Annotated in this window: 18 protein-coding genes; 13 read left to right on the top strand and 5 right to left on the bottom strand. The window is 66.2% G+C overall.

Annotated elements, in window-relative coordinates:
* Positions 1 to 26: 26 nt before the first annotated feature.
* Entirely contained in the window at positions 27 to 614 is a 588-nt protein-coding gene (msuE, locus tag VG543_RS05030) for an FMN reductase (RefSeq protein WP_155029573.1), read from the bottom strand.
* A 75-nt stretch (positions 615 to 689) separates the two neighbouring features.
* On the opposite strand from msuE, the gene VG543_RS05025 reads away from it, so the two are divergent.
* Entirely contained in the window at positions 690 to 1604 is a 915-nt protein-coding gene (locus VG543_RS05025) for a LysR family transcriptional regulator (protein ID WP_053443057.1), read from the top strand.
* The gene (locus VG543_RS05020) at positions 1604 to 2476 is read left to right on the top strand and encodes a methylenetetrahydrofolate reductase (protein ID WP_423177933.1); all 873 of its coding nucleotides are present in this window, start codon (positions 1604 to 1606) and stop codon (positions 2474 to 2476) included. The genes VG543_RS05025 and VG543_RS05020 overlap by 1 nt, the downstream gene beginning before the upstream one ends.
* Positions 2477 to 2482: 6 nt before the next feature.
* On the opposite strand, the gene VG543_RS05015 is transcribed toward VG543_RS05020, so the two are convergent.
* A complete protein-coding gene (locus VG543_RS05015; protein ID WP_423177932.1) occupies positions 2483 to 3634 on the bottom strand; it encodes a serine hydrolase domain-containing protein in 1152 nt (383 codons plus the stop codon).
* 234 nt (positions 3635 to 3868) lie between these two features.
* Between VG543_RS05015 and VG543_RS05010 the strand changes: the two genes are divergently transcribed.
* Together VG543_RS05010 and VG543_RS05005 are read left to right on the top strand one after the other, a co-directional pair.
* Entirely contained in the window at positions 3869 to 4396 is a 528-nt protein-coding gene (locus VG543_RS05010) for a DUF6622 family protein (protein ID WP_155029570.1), read from the top strand.
* A gap of 57 nt (positions 4397 to 4453) precedes the next feature.
* Positions 4454 to 4738: a hypothetical protein gene (locus VG543_RS05005; RefSeq protein ID WP_423177930.1), complete on the top strand. Its 285-nt coding sequence runs from the start codon at positions 4454 to 4456 to the stop codon at positions 4736 to 4738.
* 61 nt (positions 4739 to 4799) lie between these two features.
* Here the strand turns inward: VG543_RS05005 and VG543_RS05000 are convergent, their stop codons facing one another.
* Positions 4800 to 5702 carry a LysR family transcriptional regulator gene (locus VG543_RS05000; RefSeq protein WP_010485668.1) on the bottom strand — a complete coding sequence of 301 codons (903 nt, stop codon included), beginning with the start codon at positions 5700 to 5702 and terminating at the stop codon, positions 4800 to 4802.
* Between the two features lie 109 nt (positions 5703 to 5811).
* Between VG543_RS05000 and VG543_RS04995 the strand changes: the two genes are divergently transcribed.
* From VG543_RS04995 to VG543_RS04975, 5 genes are all read left to right on the top strand, one after another.
* A complete protein-coding gene (locus tag VG543_RS04995) occupies positions 5812 to 6933 on the top strand; it encodes a 4-oxalomesaconate tautomerase (RefSeq protein WP_423177929.1) in 1122 nt (373 codons plus the stop codon).
* Between the two features lie 75 nt (positions 6934 to 7008).
* Positions 7009 to 8067: an ABC transporter substrate-binding protein gene (locus tag VG543_RS04990; protein WP_111098466.1), complete on the top strand. Its 1059-nt coding sequence runs from the start codon at positions 7009 to 7011 to the stop codon at positions 8065 to 8067.
* Positions 8068 to 8080: 13 nt separating this feature from the next.
* Positions 8081 to 8914 carry an ABC transporter ATP-binding protein gene (locus tag VG543_RS04985; protein WP_014647218.1) on the top strand — a complete coding sequence of 278 codons (834 nt, stop codon included), beginning with the start codon at positions 8081 to 8083 and terminating at the stop codon, positions 8912 to 8914.
* Entirely contained in the window at positions 8898 to 9674 is a 777-nt protein-coding gene (locus VG543_RS04980; RefSeq protein WP_005409726.1) for an ABC transporter permease, read from the top strand. The genes VG543_RS04985 and VG543_RS04980 overlap by 17 nt, the downstream gene beginning before the upstream one ends.
* A gap of 134 nt (positions 9675 to 9808) precedes the next feature.
* Positions 9809 to 11242 (top strand): OprO/OprP family phosphate-selective porin, encoded by a 1434-nt coding sequence (locus VG543_RS04975; protein ID WP_423177928.1) that lies wholly within the window; start codon positions 9809 to 9811, stop codon positions 11240 to 11242.
* 24 nt (positions 11243 to 11266) lie between these two features.
* On the opposite strand, the gene VG543_RS04970 is transcribed toward VG543_RS04975, so the two are convergent.
* Positions 11267 to 12514 (bottom strand): arsenic transporter, encoded by a 1248-nt coding sequence (locus VG543_RS04970; RefSeq protein WP_423177927.1) that lies wholly within the window; start codon positions 12512 to 12514, stop codon positions 11267 to 11269.
* 295 nt (positions 12515 to 12809) lie between these two features.
* Between VG543_RS04970 and VG543_RS04965 the strand changes: the two genes are divergently transcribed.
* Together VG543_RS04965 and VG543_RS04960 are read left to right on the top strand one after the other, a co-directional pair.
* On the top strand, positions 12810 to 13991 hold the full coding sequence (locus VG543_RS04965) for a serine hydrolase domain-containing protein (RefSeq protein WP_423178105.1): 1182 nt from the start codon (positions 12810 to 12812) through the stop codon (positions 13989 to 13991).
* 106 nt (positions 13992 to 14097) lie between these two features.
* The gene (locus VG543_RS04960) at positions 14098 to 14310 is read left to right on the top strand and encodes a hypothetical protein (RefSeq protein WP_021202391.1); all 213 of its coding nucleotides are present in this window, start codon (positions 14098 to 14100) and stop codon (positions 14308 to 14310) included.
* 99 nt (positions 14311 to 14409) lie between these two features.
* On the opposite strand, the gene VG543_RS04955 is transcribed toward VG543_RS04960, so the two are convergent.
* Positions 14410 to 14967, bottom strand: coding sequence for a fasciclin domain-containing protein (locus tag VG543_RS04955; protein ID WP_423177926.1), 558 nt, complete (start codon positions 14965 to 14967; stop codon positions 14410 to 14412).
* Positions 14968 to 15388: 421 nt separating this feature from the next.
* Here VG543_RS04955 and VG543_RS04950 point away from each other — a divergent pair, with 421 nt between their 5' ends.
* Positions 15389 to 18517: a TonB-dependent receptor gene (locus tag VG543_RS04950; RefSeq protein ID WP_031269491.1), complete on the top strand. Its 3129-nt coding sequence runs from the start codon at positions 15389 to 15391 to the stop codon at positions 18515 to 18517.
* A gap of 129 nt (positions 18518 to 18646) precedes the next feature.
* The gene (locus VG543_RS04945) at positions 18647 to 19405 is read left to right on the top strand and encodes a SapC family protein (RefSeq protein WP_423177925.1); all 759 of its coding nucleotides are present in this window, start codon (positions 18647 to 18649) and stop codon (positions 19403 to 19405) included.
* Position 19406 lies beyond the last annotated feature (1 nt).

Genomic DNA, 19406 nt, shown 5'->3' with positions numbered 1-19406 from the left:
GGATGCGGGGCGAGCGCATCCGGCATTCAGGGTGCTGCGGCAGCCTCGAGGGCGGCGACGGGATGGCGGGCCAGGGCCAGCAGTGGCATGGCTCGGTGGACCGCCAGTCGAGCGCGCTCGATCAGCGGTTCGTTGTGCACGCGGCCGTCGGCGAAATCGCGGTCGGTGGCATAGACGCCCAGCGGCAGGGTGCGGGCCTGGAAGAAGCTGAAGAGCGGCCGCAGCTGGTGATCGATCACCAGCGCATGGCGCTCGCTGCCGCCGGTCGCGGCCAGCAGGATGGGGGTGTCGACCAGCGCATCCTGGTGGATGAAGTCGAAGAAATGCTTGAACAGCCCGGTGTACGAGCCGCGATAGACCGGCGTGCTCACCACGAGGACATCGGCCTGCTCGACGGCAAGCAGCTGGCGCTCGACAGCCTCGGGCAATTGTGAGCGCCACAGGGCGCCGGCCAGCTGCGGGGCGAGCTCGCCGAGCTCGATCAGATGGTGTTCGCAATGGACGTCGTTGCCGATCACGCCCAGCAGATGCTCGGCCAGGAGGGTGGCCCGCGAGGGGCGCTGCAGTCCGCCGGACACGGCGACGATACGGAGAGGGCGGTGGGATGAAGGCATGACCCGATCCTAGTCATGCCTTTCCATGACGTAAAATGGTATTACTTCACCTATCCATGAGTGAGATTCATCGTCATGCTGGAGCGCATCCATCTCAGCATCGTGCAGCAGGTCGAGCAGCAGGGCTCGCTCACCGCCGCCGCCGGCGTGCTCAACCTGACCCAGTCGGCGCTCAGCCACAGCATGAAGAAGCTGGAGCAGCAGCTGGGTACCGAGGTCTGGCTGCGTGAGGGTCGCAGCCTGCGGCTGACCCAGGCCGGACAGTACCTGCTGGCAGTGGCCAACCGGGTGCTTCCGCAGCTGGACCTGGCCGAGGAGCGCCTGCGCCAGTTCGCGCAGGGCGAGCGTGGCGCGCTGCGCATCGGCATGGAGTGCCATCCCTGCTACCAGTGGCTTCTGAAGATTGTCTCGCCCTACCTGGCGGCATGGCCGGACGTGGATGTGGACGTCAAGCAGAAGTTCCAGTTCGGCGGTATCGGCGCATTGTTCGGCTACGAGATCGACCTGCTGGTTACCCCCGACCCGCTGCTGAAGCCGGGCCTGAAGTTCATTCCCGTGTTCGACTACGAACAGGTGCTGGTGGTGGCCGGGAACCATGCCCTCGCCAAGGTGGACTACGTAAAACCGCGCCAGCTCGGCCAGGAAGTGCTGATCAGTTATCCGGTGCCGTTCGAGCGCCTGGACATCTACAACCAGTTCCTGCTGCCGGCCGGCATCACGCCGCGGCGCCACAAGGCCATCGAAACCACCGACATCATGATGCAGATGGTGGCCAGCGGCCGCGGCGTGGCTGCCATGCCGCGCTGGCTGGTGGAGGAGTACGCCACGCGCATGGACGTGGTGCCCGTGCGCTTGGGCGCCAAGGGCATCCCCAAGCAGATCTACCTGGGCGCGCGCGAGGCCGATACCGGTATCGACTACCTGCAGGCCTTCATCGAACTGGCCCGCAACAGCTCGCCGCTTGCCGGCAATGCACGCGAGGCGCGCTGATGCCGGCCGGTACCTCAGCGCAGGCGGAAGCCTTCATCAACGCTTTTTCACTGGAAGTCAGCGCGAAGGCCATGCCCGCGCTGCGCGCCGAGGCGGATCGGATCCCGCGCGGTACGGTCATCTCCATTCCCTGGCTGGCCAGCGAGGATGACGACGCCCGCCTGGCCGCCGTGCGCACCGTGCGCGCGCTCGGATTCGAGCCGATGCCGCATCTCTCCGCGCGGCGCATCGGGTCACGCACAGCGCTTGAACGCTTCCTGGAGCGCGCCACCAGCGAAGCCGGGGTGGAGCGCTGCCTGCTGATCGCCGGTGACCTCGCGACGCCTGCCGGGCCGTTTGCCGACAGTGCTTCGATCATCGAGACCGGGCGTCTTGAGCGTTTCGGCATCAAGGTCGTAGGTATCGGCGGGCATCCGGAAGGCCATCCGGCGATGAGCGGCGACGCTCGCTGGCAGGTACTCGAACGCAAGTGCCAGGCCATCGAAGCGCGCCGCATGACGCCTGTGATCGCCACCCAGTTCGCCTTCGATGCCGATGCCGTGCTGGCCTGGCTGGATGCACTGCGCGCGCGCGGCATCAGCGTTCCGGTGCTGGTCGGCGTGCCGGGCCCGGCCAGCGTCTCTCGCCTGCTGCGCTACGCCACGATGTGCGGCGTAGGCGCCAGTGCATCGATGCTGGCCCGGTACGGCATCTCGATCGGCCGGCTGCTCGGCACGGCAGGGCCGGAGGTGTTCGTCGATCGCCTGGTGAAGGGGCTGACCCGCGCCCATGGCCAGGTCAGCCCGCATTTCTTCCCGTTCGGCGGTGTTGCGCCGTCGCTGGAGTGGGTGGCGCGGTACCGGCGGCGCATTTCCATCAGCCAGCGCCGATGATCTGCGTCATGGCATGGATCGCGTTGTCCGGGTGCCGGGTTGATCCAGCGAAGGCGCCGGCCTGGAAAGCCTCCCATTGCAGCGACGCATGCCCAGGTCGAGGCGCTCTGCAATGCCCTGCGGGTTGATGTCTCCGGCGCGATTGATCAGTACGACGAGCGTTCTTCGATCGGTGGGACGGTGCCGGAGATACCCGGTAAAGCCTGCGGTCCCGCCGCCATGGCCGACTACCTTTCCGCCATCGGAAACTTCCCAGCCGGCCCCCCAGCCCGCCTTGCTGCCATTGGCGAGGAGTGTGTCGCACCACATCCGCTTCAGGGCCGCCTCGGGCAACAGTCGATGCTGGTCCAGCGCCACAGCAAAGCGCGCCATGTCGTCGATGCTGGCGAGCAGGCCGCCGGCGGCCCATGCCGAGCCCGGAGCAGTGGGCGGTGGTGCGCGCCAGTGGCCATCCTGGAACAGATGCCCCTGGGCAATCCGGCGCCGATCGTCTGCACGACGCGGTCCCGCATCGCGCATGCCCAGCGGCGACAGTATCTCCTCCTGCAGAACCCGCCAGTAGTCCATGCCGGTTGCATGCTCTATGGCCAGGCCGAGCAGGATGTAGTTCGTATTGGAATAGGCGTGCCGCGCACCGGGCGCAAACGCCAGCGGCCGCTCGGCCACCTCTGCGAGCAATTCACGGGGGGCTGGATTCGTCGGCATCAACCGCAGGAAATTTTCTTCATTCAGATAGTTGGGAATGCCTGAGGTATGGCTCAGCAGCTGCAGCAGCGAAGTGGATGCCCATGCGGAAGGCAACCCTTCCACGTACTGGCCGATGGGCGCGGTGACGTCGAGCAGATGCCGCTGCTGGAGCCGGAAAATCAGCAGGGCCGTGAACAGCTTGGTGATCGACCCCAGTTCGAACACGGTATGGCGATCAATCGGTGCAGGTCGGGTGTCATCGAGCCGCCCGGTCGTGCACAGCGCGGCAATGCGCCCGTGATCGACCAGAACGACCGCCATGCCAGGCTGCCGTTCGGCCTGCAGCAATGCGGTCAGCGAACCGCACCCCGCCAACGTCGCCCGGCTCGCCAGCGCCGACGGTGCTGACAGGCCGAAGCCAGTGGCCAGCACCGCCGCACACAGGCGACGTCGAACAGGGTCGTGGTACATGCACGTGGCTCGCAGCGGCGTCGTGGTGATGGTAGCGCGGACTGAGGGCCGGCCCGCGCAGGGTGCACCGGGTGAATCCACCCCGACAGCTGCCGGGGACGCGCAGCATGCCGGCGGGTCATCCGCGATGGCTGACAGCTGTCACTGGCTGCAACCCGGGCGGAAGCGAATAGTGAGCGCCAATGCGAGGGCACCTCGCCACCACTCAGCCACCACTCATCAAGGGGACCGCTCATGAACATGCTCCAGCAACTCGCCTCGCAGACGCCGATCTGGGTCTGGCTGCTCCTGGCCTTCCTGGTCACCCGTGGCATCGCCGCCATGAAGCCTGCAGAAACCTCGCTGCACAAACTGGCGATCGTGCCCGCGCTGTTCGCCGTCTGGGGCGCGTGGTCGATCAGTCATCGCTTCGGCGCGTCGCTGGCCGCCTGGAGCGAGTGGCTTGCCGGCATAGCCACGGGCGCGGCACTTGCCTGGCTGCTGCTGAATCGATTGAAGCTGACGCTGGACCGCAGCACCGGCAAGCTCTGGCGCAGCGCGGACTTCAGCCTGCTGCCGCTGCTGCTGGTCACCTTCCTGGTGAAGTACGGCTTCGAAGTCGCGTTTGCGGTGTCGCCGTCGCTGTCCGCCAGTGCCGGCTTCAGTGCCGCCTACCTGCTGCTGACGGGCGGGTTCACTGGCATCTTCGTCGGCAAGTACGGCCGGTACCTGGCCTCGCTGCGGATGGATGCGGCAGGCAAGGGGCTGGAAACCGCAGGCTGATTGACCTGGTAGTGCCGGCCGCTGGCTTGGCTGCCCGCACGGTGGACGGGGCAACTTGTGGAAGCCCTGGCCGGGACTCAGCCGGCTATCGGCGACACCCGCCATTTGGCCTTCATAGGCTCCATGTTCGGCTTCTGCGTGACCGCACTGATCCTGATGGGGGTGTTGACTGTCACCGGCGAACTGCTGGGTTTCTCCAGGCCCTATGCGCGACGGTCGGAGGCCCAGAACGAAGCGCAGGCCGTCCACCGGAAGGTACTGCTGACTGCATTCGCCACGCTCTCATGGGTGGCCGTGGGATCGCTTGCAGGTATTGCGTCGATCTTCGCGGCCTCGTCATGAAGGGCGGCCCCGTCAGCGCCCCGTGTGCCGGAACGGATGGGTGCGTGAACTGCGGGGCTGCTCACGCCTCCCCACGCCACTGGCTCATCAGCATCTGCAGGAATCGCTCCGCCGTGGGCGAGAGCAGGGCGCCGCGGCGGCGGACGATGCCGATCGTGCGCGACACCACCGGGTTGCCGATCGCGCGTGTCACCAGGGTGGGGTGATCCCCATCTGGCGTGGCCATCTTCGGTAGCACGGACACGCCGATGCCCGCCTCGACCATGCCCAGTGACGTCGACAGGTGGGTCACTTCGTAGTGCCAGCTCAACTTGAGGTTCTCGCGCGCCAGCGCACCATCCAGCAGCGTGCGGTTGCCGCTGGTGCGATGCACGGTGATCAACTGGTGCTCGGCCAAGTCGGCCCATTCCACTTTGCGCTTGCGCGCCAGCGGATGATCGCGACGGCACGCCAGCACGAACGGGTCCTCTGCCAGTACGTCGAAATCGAGATTCGGATCGTTGGCGCCCATGAAGTTGATGCCGAACTCGACTTCGCCACGTTCCACTGCCTGCAGACCCTCCGTCGCCGGGATATCCAGGATGCGGAAGCGCACGTTCGGGTGCGCTTCGTGGAAACGCGCCATCACGCTGGGCAGGAAGTAGAACGCCGCCGTCGGCAGGCAGGCGATGGTCACTGTCGCGCCGCGGGTGTCTTCGCGGCCGCGCAGCGAGAACAGTGATCCATCGAATTCCTCCAGCATGCGGCGCACCAGCGGCAGCAGGTTCTCGCCGACAGCGGTGGTACTGACGCTGCGCGTGGTGCGCTCCAGCAGCGGCGAACCCACCGCCTGCTCCAGTTTCTGGATCCGGCGGCTGAGTGCCGGCTGGGAGACGTGAAGGATTTCCGCGGCCCGATGAAAGCTGCGTGTCTCCGACACCAGCAGGAACGCACGGAGATCGAGGATTTCGCAATTGATGCTCATCAGGTATCAATCATCCAAAAATCAGCAATTCACAGATCAATTGGGGTCATGCCAGTATCGAATCACAGAGGGGTCATTCATCCCCTATACGCATCAATCTAGCACACGTATGTCCAACGATCTGCTCAGCATTCCCTGCGTGCTCATGCGCGGCGGCACCTCCAAGGGCCCGTTCTTCCTGGCCAGCGACCTGCCGGCGGACACCGCCGAACGCGATCGCCTGCTGCTGGAAGTGATGGGCTCGGGACATCCGCTGCAGATCGACGGCATCGGCGGTGGCAACGCGCTGACCAGCAAGGTAGCGATCATCGACCGCTCCAGCCGCCCGGACGCCGATGTCGACTACCTGTTCGCCCAGGTACGGGTCGAGCAGCAAGTGGTGGATACCTCGCCCAACTGCGGCAACATGCTGGCGGCCGTAGGCCCGTATGCCATCGAGCGTGGGCTGGTGCAGGCGCAGGATCCGCAGACCGAAGTGCGCATCCACAACGTCAACACCGGCAAGTTGATCATCGCCACGGTGGAAACGCCGGGCGGCAATGTGGCCTACCGCGGTGATACGCGCATTGCCGGCGCGCCGGGCTCAGCCGCGCCGGTCAGGCTGTCCTTCCTTGATGCCGCAGGCGCCCGCACCGGCAAGCTGCTGCCCAGCGGGCATGCGCAGGAAACCATCAATGGCGTGCCGGCCAGCCTGGTGGACTGCGCCATGCCGATGATGCTGGTGCGTGCCGAAGACCTGGGCGTGCGTGGTGATGCCTCGCCCGCCGAACTGAACGCGGACGCGGCGTTCATGCGCCGGCTGGAAGCGCTGCGCATCGAGGCGGGCGCCCGCATGGGCATCGCCGACGCCGGCAACAAGGTCATTCCCAAGCCGGTGCTGCTGTCGGCGCCGCAACAGGGCGGCGATCTGCAGGTGCGCTATTTCATGCCGCACCAATGCCACACCGCACTGGCCATTACTGGCGCGGTCGGCCTGGCCACCGCCGCCGTCACGCCGGGCACGCTGGCCCACACTTTGGTCGGAGGCCGGTCCGTTCCCGGCAGCATTACCCTCGAACATCCGAGTGGGGCCCTGGAGGTGGGCCTCAGTCGCAGCTCGGGCGATTCGCCGGTGATTGCCAGCGTGGTCCGCACCGCACGCCGCTTGTTCGAGGGGCGCGTGTACGCGACTTCGCCCGCGCCCGCCACGGCCAGTGCCACCCAAGCCCGCCAATGGACGTCAGCGGCATGATCTGAACCCGGACGGGCCTGCGTAGACGCGCATGCCCGCCATTACAACGTAGATGCTTCACTCCTGGGAGGGATGATGTACAAGCAGTTCTTGATGGCCGCGCTGTGCGTGGCCGGGCTGGCCGCGGCCGGATGCAGCAACAGCGGGCGCGTGGAAGGCGCGGCCGCCGGCAGCAGCGACAACGCACCGGTGCGCATCAGCGTCGGCTCCTACAACCTCAACAACCTGCCGTTCTTCATTGCCGACGCCAAGGGCTACTTCAAGGACGTCGGCCTGCAGGTGAAGACCGAGAACTTCGCCCAGGGCGGCTCCAAGGTGCTGCAGGCGCTGGTGGCCAATTCCACCGACGTAGCCGTCGGCTTCTACGACCACACCATCCAGATGCAGGCCAAGGGCAAGGACGTGGTGGCCTTCGTACTGCTCTCGCGCAACTCCGGCCTGGTGATGGCCGGCCGCGAGGATGCCACCTTCGATCCGGCGCGCCCGGAGACCATCAAGGGCCAGAAGGTCGGGATCACCGCACCGGGCTCCTCGTCCGACTTCTTCGTCCGTCACTTCCTCGCCCAGCACGATATTCCGGCCGACAGCATCTCGTTGATCGGGGTCGGCTCGGGCGCCGCAGCAGTGGCCGCGCTGGAGCAGGGCAAGATCGACCTGCTGGTCAACTATGATCCCGCCGCCACCCTGATCACCGAGCGCAAGGTCGGCAGGATCCTCCTCGACGCGCGCAGCGACGACGGCGCCCGCCAGGTCTATGGCGGCCTGTACCCGACCTCGGTGATGTACGCCAACCAGAGCTTCCTGGACAAGCGCCCCGAAGCGGCCGAGAAGATCGCCCGCGCCGAGCAGATGGCCTTGAAGTTCATCGCCGACAACAGTGCTGAAGACATCGTCGCTGCGCTGCCGGACAGCTACGTCTCCGGTGACCGCGCCACCTATGCCCGCGCGGTGGAGAACGCGCGCGCGATCTTCACCCGGGACGGTCACTTCACGCCTGCCGATCTGGAAACACCGCTGAAGGTGCTGCGTGAGTTCAACACGGATGTCGCCAAGGCCGATATCGATCTGTCCCGGACCTACACCAATGCCTTCGTCGAGCGTGCCAACGCTGCGGCGCCGGCTGCCCAACCGTAAGCGGAGGTAACCCATGGCCCTCAATGCCACCGTGCGCCAGTTCAATGGCGCGCCGCAGCTGGAGCCTGCACAGACCATGGTCGCCATCAACAAGGTGACCATGTCCTTCGGCGAATTCACCGCCGTACGCGATGTCGACATCCAGGTGGGGGACGGCGAGTTCCTTGCCATCGTCGGGCCGACCGGCTGCGGCAAGAGCACCATCCTCAATTCCGTGGCGGGCCTGCTGAAGCCGTCGTCGGGCCAGGTCAGCATCGATGGCCGTGCCGTCAGCGGCGTGCAGGAGTCGGTCGGCTACCTGTTCCAGCAGGACGCGCTGCTGCCGTGGAAGACCGCGTACCAGAATGTTGAACTCGGCCTGCGCTTCCGTGGTGTGCCCGAGGCCGAACGCAAGGCCAAGGCCAACGCTTGGCTGGCCAAGGTCGGCCTGGCCGGCTTCGAGCATCGCTACCCGCACCAGCTGTCCGGTGGCCAGCGCAAGCGCGTGCAGATGGCCCAGGCGCTGATCGTCGAGCCGAAGGTGATCCTGATGGATGAGCCGTTCTCGGCGCTGGACATCCATACCCGCCACCTCATGCAGAACGAGCTGCTGCGGTTGTGGCAGGAAGACCGGCGCTCGGTGATCCTGATCACCCACGACCTGGAAGAAGCGATCGCCCTGGGCGACCGCGTGGTGGTGCTGTCCTCCGGCCCGGCCAGCCGCGTGGTGCGCAGTTTCGATGTGGATCTGGAACGGCCGAGGAACGTGGCCGAAATCAAGCTGGATGACCGTTTCACCGACCTGTACCGCGATATCTGGGCCTGCCTGCGCGGCGAAGTGGAGAAGAGCTATGCACGCCAAGACTGACAAATTCATCCAGCTCGCGCTGGTGGTCGCCGTTTTCGGCGGCTGGGAAGGCGGCATCGCGCTGGGCGTGATCGATCCGTTCTTCTTCCCATCGCCAACCGCCATCGTGCAGCAGGCCTGGACCTGGCTGTCCGATACGTCGTTCTATCAGCATGTCTACATCACGCTGACCGAAACCGCGCTGGGCTACATCATCGGCACCGGCCTGGGTGTGGCCGGCGGCGTCTGGCTCGGCCTGAGCCGCCGCTCGGCGCGCATCCTCGATCCCTTCATCAAAGGCTTCAACGCAATTCCGCGCGTGGTGCTGGCCCCGATTTTCGTGTTGTGGCTGGGGCTGGGCCTGTGGTCGAAGGTGGCGCTGGCGGTCACCCTGGTGTTCTTCACCACGTTCTTCAATGCCATGCAGGGCGTACGCGAGGTGAATCCGGTGGTACTGGCCAATGCCCGCATCCTGGGCGCAAGCCGCAGCGACCTGCTACGCCATGTCTACTTCCCCGCAGCGGCGAGCTGGATCCTGTCTTCGCTGCGCACCTCGGTGGGCTTCGCGGTGGTCGGCGCGATCATCGGTGAGTACCTCGGCGCCTCGGCGGGACTGGGCTACCTGATCGCGCAGGCAGAAGGCAACTTCAACGCCGTCGGTGTGTTCGCCGGCATCATCATCCTGGCCGCCTTCGTGCTGGTCATCGACGCGCTGCTGGACGTGGTCGAGAACAAGCTGATCACCTGGCGTCCCAACGCGCAGGCACAGGCCACCAGCTGACCGGGCCGGGCTGAGCCCGCCTGCCGCGCCGCCGGGCCGATCCGGCGGCGCGCGCTTCCTCCCCCGATCTTCCCCCGCACCACCGCAACAGGCCAGCGCCGGGCCAGGCGGCCGGCTGGCCGGAGAGAGAGCCCATGAACCATTCCACCGTGCTGCCGCTGGCAGCGCTGTCGGTCGCGCTCGGCCTGCTGTTGACCAGTGGCCATGCCGACGCACAGTCCGCGTCCTCGCTGCCCGCGCCGCTGAGCCAGGCTGAGCTGTCACGCCTGGTGCAGCAGCAGGCACTGCAGATCCAGCAATTGGAGGCGCGCCTGCGTGCCGTGGAGGGCGGGCAGGGCAGTGCGGGCGCACCGTCAACGCCGCCCCCGCCTGCGCTGGAAACGCGGGTGGCCGCACTGGAAACCAGCCAGTCCAGACTGCCGAAGGTCTCCTGGGCCAAGGGTGCGCCGGAGTTCAGCAGTGCCGATGGCGCCGTGGCGTTCCGTCCGCGCGGACGCCTGTTCGTCGACGCATCCAGCACCGACGGATCCTCAGTGAGTGACCGCAATATCTCCGGTACCGAGATCCGCTCGGTGCGGCTGGGCGCCGAAGGCCGCTACGGTATCCTCGGCTGGGCAGTGGAAGGTGACTTCGCGGACAACGCGGTGGCGTGGAAGTCGGTCTACGCCACCGTGGAACACCGCCTGTTCGGGCTGCCGGCCGACCTGACCGTGGGCAACCGCCTCAACGACCGGGGTATCGACGGCTCCAGCAGCACGTCCAACACGCCTTTCCAGGACCGCAACGTGGTCGGCACGCTGATGCTGCCGCAGCGCGGCCTGTTCGGTGTCGGGCTCACCGAGCGGGTGTATGGAAAGGGCTGGCATGCCAGCCTGTCGGTAGCCGGCAACGACTTCAACAACGCCGGCACCGACAACGACAGCCAGACCTGGGCCACCCGCGTCCACTGGAATCCGCTGGACACTGCCGACGCCACGGTGCATCTGGGCGCATGGGCCTTCCACGAGAAGATTCCTGCCGGGGCCACCGGCGTGGTGCGCAGTTCGGCCATCGCGGGGCATTTCAACGATCTGGTCAGGATCACACCGGGCACGCTGGTGGGCGCCGAGCGCAGCACCGCCTACGGTGCGGAACTGGCCGGCTTCTTCGGCCCGGCGTGGGCAACCGGCGAGTGGGGTACGCGAAGCCTGCGCGGGGCCGATGCCGGCGGGCGCTATGATCGCGACCACGAGGCGTGGGCGATCTCCGCTGGCTGGTTCCTGGTGGGCGCGCTGCCGTCCTACTCGGGCAAGGCCGGCACGTGGGGCAAGGTAAAGGTGGCCGATCCGGTGACGCGCGGCGGCAGTGGCGCGTGGGAGCTGAAGGGCCGCTATGAGGACGTGGACTATGCCGAACTGCCCAGTGGTGGTACCGGCCACGCGTGGACACTGGGCGCGAACTGGTACCTCAACGATTTCAGCCGGGTGATGTTCGAAGCCGTGCGCTGGCAGACCCGCCACCGCAGCGGCAGTGCTGCGGGCAGGGATGAAGGCACCACCTTCAATACCCGTCTGCAGTTGGCCTTCTAGAAGCGCATGCCGCTCGTGCGCCGATCAGAGCAGCAGCAGTGCTCCGATCAACGCCGGCGGCATCACCAGCGCGCCGACGCGCAGGAAGTCGAGCGCGCTGACATGCTCGCCCTCACGGCGCAGCGCCACCAGCCACAGCATCGTCGCCAGCGAACCGGTGACCGACAGGTTGGGTCCCAGATCCACGCCGACCAGCAATGCGGCACGGGTCTGCACCGGCAGATCGGCCATCTGCCCCAGCGAGCCGGCGGCCAGGCCGACCGGCAGATTGTTGGCTACGTTGCTCAGCAGCGCAGCCGCGCCACCGGCCAGCCAGCTGGCCTGGCGGGGAGATGCCTGCGCCAGGGCCTGCAGGGCGCTGGCCGCGGTCTGGATGACACCGGTCTGCGCCACCGCTTCCACCAGCACGAACAGTCCCGCCACCAGCGGCAGCACGCCCCAGGACACGTGGCGCAGCAGTGGCAGCGGGCTGCGCCGCTGGCGGATCGCCACCACCGCCACACTCAGCGTGCCCGCGCAGAACGTGGTCAGGCCCAATGGCCCGTTCAAGGCGGACGTGACCAGCAACACGGTGCCGGTGAACAGCACGCCCAGTGCGCTCAGCCGGCCGCCGTCGGTCAACGGGCGATGTGCCGGCGCGGCCACCAGCGGCTGGGCGATCTCGCGCCGGTGCACCCAGCGCAGCACCAGGTAGGTGGCACCGATCGCCGCCGCCGACGGCAGCGCGAACTGCGCCAGCCACTGCAGCAGCGGTGGCATGTGCTGGCCGTACACCACCAGGTTGGCCGGATTGGAAATGGGCAGCACGAAGCTGGCCGCATTGGCGATGAAGGCACAGACGAACAGGTAGGGCAGGGGATTGGCGCGCGCCGCCTTGCAGGCGGCGTAGACCGCCGGGGTCAACACCACGGCTGTCGCATCATTGGAAAGAAAGACTGTCACCAGCGTGCCGACCAGGAATACCAGGTCGAACAGGCGTCGCCCGGATCCGCCCGCATGCCGGACCGCGTACAACGCCACCCAATCGAACAGGCCTTCGCGCCGCGCCAGTTCGGCCAGCACCATCATGCCGACCAGGAAGAGGTAGACGTCGCGGCCTTCGGCCACCGCGCCCCATGCGGTGTGCAGCGACACCGCGCCCAGCAACGGCAACAGGGCGGCAGCGCACAACGCCCACACATATTCGGGGATGCGGAAAGGACGGAAGAGCAGGCCGATGGTGGCAACGGCGACCGCTGCCCAGATCACGAGGGGGGCTTGGGGGGCGAGCATGGAGTGGGGCTTCAGCGGCACCTGCAGCGACCCCGGCGCAGGGGGGGCCTGGCGCGCGCGATCAGCGGATGGGCGGCCGCTGCAAATCATCGCAGGTTCCGGGTCGCCGCATCATACCGTGCGGCGCGGCATGGCGACCGCTGCAGTCGACCGCGCTGCAGGTGGGCCGGGGCGGCGCCAGCCCACGTTCAGCACTCAAGGACGGCATGACTTCAGGCACTGCAGTTTGACTACACATGTAGTCAAGCTGCACACACACTCATTGGACGAGATTGCGATGCCAAGATCCTGCTGGTTGTCCTGCGCCCTGGCCCTGGTGTTCGGCATCGCCGGGCCCACCCAAGCGGCGATGCGTGCCGAAGCCCTTGCCGCGATCAAGCGCAATGCACGCGCCGCGCATTCCGATGCGGTCCTGGTGATGCATGAGCGGGAGACGCTGCTTGAGCTGAAGCCCGCCGCGGGGCAGGAATCGGTTCACCTGATGTCGGCCACCAAGTCGGTCGTCGCGCTGGCCATTGCGTTGCTGCTGGACGACGGAAAGCTGGCTTCGATCGATACGCCGGTCAGCCAGATCTATCCCGAATGGAAGCAGGGCAGGAAGAGCGCCATTACCGTGCGCATGCTGCTGGACCATACCTCGGGCCTGCAGAACGTGGCGAACGCGGGCGAAGAGCTGGAAGGGGCCCCGGACCTGGTCAGGCTGGCACTGGCCGCCGAGCTGAGCGATGCCCCGGGTGCCGTGTTCTCCTACAACAACAAGGCCACCAACCTGCTGCCCGGTATTGTCGAGCGCCTGGCAGGCGAGCCGCTGGATGCCTATGTGGACGCGCGCCTGTTCAAGCCCCTGGGCATTGCCCACTACACCTGGATGAAGGATGAGGCAGGCACCCCGCTGGGCATGGCCGGGCTGTCCCTGCGCGCGGCCGATCTTGCCGCCATCGGGCAACTGTTGCTGGACGGAGGCGTGGCGCCGGATGGCAAACGTCTCCTGAGTGAGCAGTCGGTCGCGTTGATGACGACCGAAAGCGCCCGTGCGCCAGATGTTGGGCTGCTGTGGTGGCGGATACCGGCCTGGGAACGCTACCAGCTCAAGCCCCGGCTACGGGATCTGCTGGTGAAAAGGGGCGTGGACGACGACGTACAGCGCGCACTGCAGGCCAGCGCAGGGCGAGTATTCGAAAGCCGCAGCACGCTGGTCGCCTTCCTCGCCGATCAACTGGGCGCGGACTGGTCCCAGCGCTACGGCAGCCAGATCTCCGCGCGCGGCCTGAAGCTCGCCGATCTCTACGACATCTCACGGGGGCCGGTCGTCGGCTTTGCCGCCAACGGCTACCTGGGCCAATACCTGATGATCGTTCCGGAACAGCGTGTCGTCGCAGTGCGCCTGATCCACCGGCGCCAGACCCACAACGCTCCTCAGGACGACTATCCCTCCTTCTTCGCCGATGTCCTGCAGTTGGCGCGGGCACTGCAATAGGCCCTGTCGCCATCATGTCCACGCGCGCTGAACATCTTCCTGGAGCGTTCTTCACTGGCATGCCGCCTAAAGTGGGATGACATCTTGGCCGCACACGTACTGAAGCATGTTTGATTATCAGGACTGGACCTTCCACGCCAATGGCCGAACGGTAGTGGCGCGCGTAGCGCTGGACGGTGAAGGTGGCGGCACCATCAACCGCTACCAGCTGGTGCCGGGACCGGCACAGTCGGGGTTGTGCATCAAGGTCGCCTCCCAGGACGAGGCCGCGCAGAAACTGGAGGCCGAAGTGATGAAGCTGCTGGGACCGGTGTGGTAGCCACTACGCCATGCCGGCCGCGCATCCGCATGTTGACGGCGGCATGACCGGCCCGGGCAACGGGCATCGCGCCGGATGCCCGTTGCATGAGGCCGCATACTAGGGCATCAGCACGGTGTCGACCACGTGGATGACGCCGTTGGACTGGCTGACATCTGCAGTGCTGATGCCTGCCTTGCCACCCTTTGCGTCGATGATCCAGAGCTTGCCATCGTGGAGCGCCACGGTGAGAGGCTCACCCTGCACGGTCTTGAGGGTGGCCTTGCCGCCGTGCTTGCGGGCATCGGCCAGAAGCTGCGCCGTACTGTAGCTGCCCGGGACGACGTGGTAGGTCAGGATCCGGGTCAGCTGTGCCTTGTTTTCCGGCTTCACCAGCGTATCGACAGTGCCTGCAGGCAATTTTTCGAAGGCCGCATTGGTGGGCGCGAAAACAGTGAAGGGCCCGGCGCCGTTGAGGGTGTCGACCAGGCCGGCTGCTTTGACCGCTGCAACGAGGGTGGTGTGATCCTTGGAATTGACGGCGTTCTCGACGATGGTCCTGGTGGGGTACATCTCTGCCCCGCCCACGATGACGGCGTTGGCGGCGAAAACTGAGGAGCCGGACGAAACGAGTAGGGCGAAGCCGACTGCGGCGGCGATGCGCTGAAGAGCGTTCACGGTGCGTTCCTTTCTGGATGACCCGCAAGTGCGGGCATCCTTCCTACGTCGGGTGCGCCTGACCGGATGCAGCAGCAGCCGGGTCATGAGCTGTGCCGCGCGCTGCTGGTTTGCTGCGCTGCATGGTGACAAGCGCGAACCGGGGTGATTACTCTCCGCTGCAACGCGATGGTAGCGCTACCAGTCGGACGGGGATCCAAGGTCCAGGGGCTGCCTTCTTTGCCGCGTGTTTGTCCTGGCAGGCTTGAAAAGCAAGTGTAAGTCGCGGCGTGCCCGAGCACCCGTGCTGTTCGGTTTGGAATGCGGGCCACGCCCGTGCGTGCCCCTGGGAGGGGGCGGTACATCCATTCGATCGTATGTCAGAGGGGACTTTCATGAGCACTTGCAGTTTCCGCGGCACCCTGGCCCCGAGGTCCGGTTCATGAGCCGCGCATTGGCGAAGTTCCGGTCCCGGGCCATGTTCACCTTCGTGGGTGGCGCCCTGGTCATCAATCCTGCCTTTGCGCAGGACGCAGCACCGGCAACCGGGCAGCAGCCGCAGAGCCAGTCGCAGCCCACCCAGCTCGATGCAGTGCAGGTCACGGGCATACGCAACAGCCTGAGCCAGGCCATGGACATCAAGCGCGACTCGGCGGGCGTGGTCGACGCGATCAGCGCTGAGGACATCGGCAAGTTCCCCGATACCAATCTTGCCGAGTCGTTGCAGCGCATCACCGGCATCTCCATCGAGCGCCGTGACGGCGAGGGCGCGCAGGTGACCGCGCGTGGCTTCGGCCCCCAGTTCAACATGGTCACGCTCAACGGTCGGCAGATGCCGGGTGCCGATGCATTCGGTGCCTCTGGACAGGTCGCCATCGGCGGTGTCGACGGCGGCACCCGCGCCTTCAATTTCGCGCAACTGGCCGCCGAGGCCATCAATGGCATCGAGGTCTACAAGACCAGCCAGGCACAGGTGCCCAGCGGTGGCATCGGTGCGACGATCAACATCCTGACCTCGCGCCCGCTCGATCACGCCGGCATCGTGGCCAACGCCGGGGCGAAGCTGGTGTCCGACCAGAGCCAGCCGTTCGACAATGACCTGACACCGGAGCTGTCGGGCATCTTCAGCTACAGCAATCCGGAAAAGACCTTTGGCGTCAGCCTCAGCGCGAGCCAGCAGAAGCGCAAGGGTGGCTCGGTGCAGGCCACGGAGAACTACTGGAACGTGCAGCCGTGGACAGGGTCGATGCCGGGCAACCCGACCGTGGTCAATGCCCCGGCCGTCGGCCAGCTTTACGCGCGGCCCAACGACCTGCGCTACGCGTTCTCCGAATTCGAACGCGAACGCGTCAACGGCCAGGCCGTGCTGCAGTTCGCACCGACGGACAGCCTGACCCTGACCGTGGATTACACCTACTCGACCAACGAAATCACCGAGAATCGCGGCGAGCAGGGCATGTGGCTGCAGAACAGCAACTACACCAACGTCGAGTTCGACACCAGTGGCGCCGTCGCGACGCCGGTATACATCCGTGAAATCGCCGGCACCAAGGATTTCGGCCTGGAACAGCAGCGCAGCATGCAGGAGTACAAGCTGGGCTCGCTGGGCTTCAACGCCGTCTGGAATGTCAGCGACCGCTTCAAGCTCAGCTTCGATGCGCACAACTCGAAGAACGAGAGCCGCCCGAATGATCCGCTGACCGGCGGTGGTTCGATCTTCATGAGCATCGCCGGCACCAACAACTGCACCCGTGGCCCGCATTGTGGCGGCTCCTGGGTGCAGGAATTGAACTTCAACAATGGCCTGCCGGTTGGCACCCAGGTCTGGTATCCCAGCACCGCCGATGCGGTCGCCGGGACCAATGGCGTGGTCAATCCGGGCTTCCAGGAAGGCGAGGTTGGCACGCAGGTGCTGCGCGTCAACGCGCAGACCCAGATCAGCGAGATCAAGCAGGCGCGCGTCGATGGCGAATGGAACTTCGACCACGGCCGCTTCCAGTTCGGCGTGGACACCAACAAGTCCACCACCCACCGCATCCAGGCCGCCGAGGCCTACTCCACCCTGGGTGACTGGGGCGTGGCCAACGTGGACCGGGATACCGCCGCGGGCCTGATGGACCTGCTGCAGCCGGTCAGCATCGTCGGCCTGTTCGACGACTACAGTGCCAACAGCTGGCCGGCCTGGCGCGGCAATGCCGGACAGCTCGCGCAATGGGCATCGGGCGAGTACGGCGTCGGCCTGGGTGTGAACCCGCAACGCGCGGCCGACAACTTCGTGGAAGAGAAGACCAAGGCGGCGTACTTCCAGGTGGAACTGGACGGGGAGCTGGGCGGCATGCGCACCAACACCCGCCTGGGCGTGCGCTATGAAACCACCGACGTGGTGTCGACCTCGGTCATTGCCGTTCCCGAATCCATCGAGTGGCAGGCCAACAACGATTTCCGCATCGTGCTGTCCGATGAGCAGCAGCCCTTCACGGAGAAGGCGCGGTACAGCTACATCCTGCCCAACCTTGATTTCAGCATCGACCTCACCGAGGAGCTGAAGGGACGCGTTTCGTTCGGCAAGAGCATCGCCCGCGCGCCGTACGGCAATCTCTATGCGGGACCCGGGGCCCAGCAGCCGTTCGGCTCGGTGCTGATCGATCCCTCCTCGCGCGCCAGCGGCAATTCCCAGAACCCGAGCCTGAAGCCGCTGGAATCGGACAACCTCGACCTGGGGCTGGAGTGGTACTTCGCCGATGCCAGCTATGTGTCATTGACCTACTGGAACAAGTCGGTCAGCAACTTCATCGGCAACACCGTCGTCCAGGAAAGCCTGTACGGCCTCACCGACCCGACCTCTGGGCCGGATGCGCGGGCGGCGTTGGACTTCCTGACCAGCGGCGCCTGCGTCGCCCAGGTCGGGCCGGCCAATGCCGCTGCCTGCTCGGCCAACGACACCTCGCTGTTCACCGCACTGGCGTTGCTGCGCAACAATCCCGCCGGGCTGGGCGCCTACAACGGCACCGATGCGCAGGTGCTGGCCACCGAAGCGGCCTACGATCTGTATGGGCAGGCCAACGATCCGCTGTACCAGTTCAACGTCAATCGCCCGATCAACCAGAACAAGTCCAAGCTGCACGGCTGGGAGCTGGGCGGGCAGTACTTCTTCGGTGACACCGGGTTCGGCGTACTGGCCAACTACACGGTGGTGAAAGGTGATGTCGGCTACAACAACGGCGGCGATCCGGGTATCGACCAGTTCTCGCTCACCGGCCTGAGCGACACCGCCAACGCCATGCTGATGTACGAGAAGTACGGGTGGTCGGTGCGACTGGCATGGAACTGGCGCGATCAGTACCTGATCCTGGCCAACCAGGGCTCCAGCCGCAATCCGTACTATGTGGAGCCGTACGAGCAGTGGGATCTCAGCGTCAACTACGCGCTCGATGACCACTGGTCCTTCAGCCTGGAGGCGATCAACCTGACCGGTGAGGATGTGCGGTGGCGCTCGCGCACGTCGCAGATGATCGTCAAGCTGGCAGACCAGAGCCCGCGCTACATGCTGGGCGTCCGCTACAAGTTCTGAACCTGGTTGCCGATGCGTCCGGCACGGCACCGCTGCCCGCCAGCGGTGCCGTGCCGGGACGGTGTCGCCGCACCTGTCGCGCCTGCGCTACCCTGCCGGCCAGCAACCCGCATTGGACTGGATACCCTGATGGCCCGCTACGAAATGCTCAACAACATCGCGCATCGGGACCTGAAGGTCGCCACCGGATTCGGGCCGCAGTTCGGCGATGCGGTGGGCATGGTGCCGGCCTATCCCAGCGAGTTCGCTGAACTGCAGCGTGAGTATCCGATCTTCCTGCGCAGGGAAACCGGGTCAAAAGCGTGGCAGTCCGTGGCCCTGCTGGGTTTCGAACAACACGAGAACCTGTTCCTGCAGGACGGGCGCTGGAATGCCTCCTACCTGCCTGGTGCGGCCGCCAAAGGGCCGTTCCTGATCGGGTTCCAGGAGCACTACGTGGATGGCCTGCTCACCCAGGATGCGGTGATGCACGTGGACCTGGACCATCCGCGCGTCACCGCCGGCGCCGGTGAGCCGGTGTTCCTGCCGCAGGGCGGCAACACGCCCTACCTGGACCACATCGCCGGCGTGCTGCGCGGCATCCACGAGGGCAGCGCGTACGCGGCCGCAATGTTCGCGATGCTCGACGACTGCGGCCTCATCCAGCCGGTCACGCTCGACGTGCAGATCGCGCCGTACCACCGGGTGAGCGTGAGCGGATTGCACGGCATTGACCGCGAGCGCCTGGCGGCGCTGGACAGTTCACGCCTGGCTGCGTTGAACCGCGCCGGTTACCTGGAAGGTGCGTACCTGATGCTTGCCTCGCTGCATAACATGCGCCGCCTGATCGCCGAGAAGCAGCGCCGTCTCCGCGTCCAGGACGGCACCACGCAGGCGGTCAGGAACTGAC

This window comes from Stenotrophomonas sp. CASM101 (assembly GCF_049384845.1).
Taxonomy (GTDB): Bacteria; Pseudomonadota; Gammaproteobacteria; order Xanthomonadales; family Xanthomonadaceae; genus Stenotrophomonas; species Stenotrophomonas hibiscicola.
Note: the sequence above shows the minus strand (reverse complement) of the source record. Positions and strands in the feature narration are given on the sequence as shown.